Below are 919 nucleotides of genomic sequence, written 5' to 3'. Positions count from 1 at the left end.
ATCGCTTTATCATAGCTGCCCATTTGCTTTGCAATATTTTCTGATAAGACATATCTATTTTTTCCGCTTATCCTTTTCACAGCGCCATATGATTTCAGGTTGTTTTCTACATCTTTTGAAATGCTTCGCGCTCCCCCAATGATTAAAATATTATCAGGGTTAAACTTAGCAATTTGTCTTTCAGTAGTTTTTGTTAACGTGTCAGGCTGAGTAAATAAAACTGGTGCGTTCAGTTTTTTCGCCAATGGAATAACAGGCAATGCATCAATAAAAATATCTCGGTTCACCAATATCACTGTATTAGGATTTTTCCACTGGCTGTTGGATGCAAGAGTCGCAGTTTCGTATCGTGAAGCGCCTGCAAAACGATCCGTAACAGCAACATTATCTCCAGTTACTTTATAAAATCCTGTTGGCGATAGACTGATGCTAGATTTATTTCCAATATAATTTGACAATTTAACTGAGATGTTTGAGTCTGCTGCAAAAGAAACTGATGGAATCAATAATAAGATTGCAGCAAGTGAACACACTATCAATTGTTTGCAAGATTTCAAAATTTCAGGTTCCTCCCTATATCTTAGTTGGCACGTTCAATATCTTTTAACAGAAGCTGACCCTCATCATTTTTTTCATATGTAATCGTGACCTTATCTCCACTGTTAAACTTATCAAGATCACTTGTCGATTCTTCAGTGATATCAAGACTAACCGGCTCATTATCTACTGTTACTTCTATTGTATGAGTATCAGCTAACCCTACATAAGTACCTTCCTTTGTTTCAATGTTACTGTCTGGCGATACATCTTCACCTTGACTCTTTTGACTATTAACCCCGCAACCCGAAAGAAGCAATATAAAGAACAGTAAAGCAATAAATTTTTTCATTTTTTTCACCTCATTATATTTTATCGTCAA

General features: G+C 35.7%; 2 protein-coding genes. Both read right to left on the bottom strand.

Annotation, left to right across the window (positions count from 1 at the left end):
* On the bottom strand, positions 1 to 557 hold a 557-nt coding region (locus ACWHAR_RS24450; protein ID WP_452088103.1), incomplete at its 3' end, for a cell wall-binding repeat-containing protein.
* 23 nt (positions 558 to 580) lie between these two features.
* Positions 581 to 889 (bottom strand): membrane-bound protein LytA, encoded by a 309-nt coding sequence (gene lytA, locus ACWHAR_RS24445; protein ID WP_003242772.1) that lies wholly within the window; start codon positions 887 to 889, stop codon positions 581 to 583.
* Between the last annotated feature and the right edge of the window lie 30 nt (positions 890 to 919).

It is taken from the genome of Bacillus sp. LR--39 (genome assembly GCF_053613335.1).
This window is presented reverse-complemented; position numbering and strand designations above follow the sequence as displayed.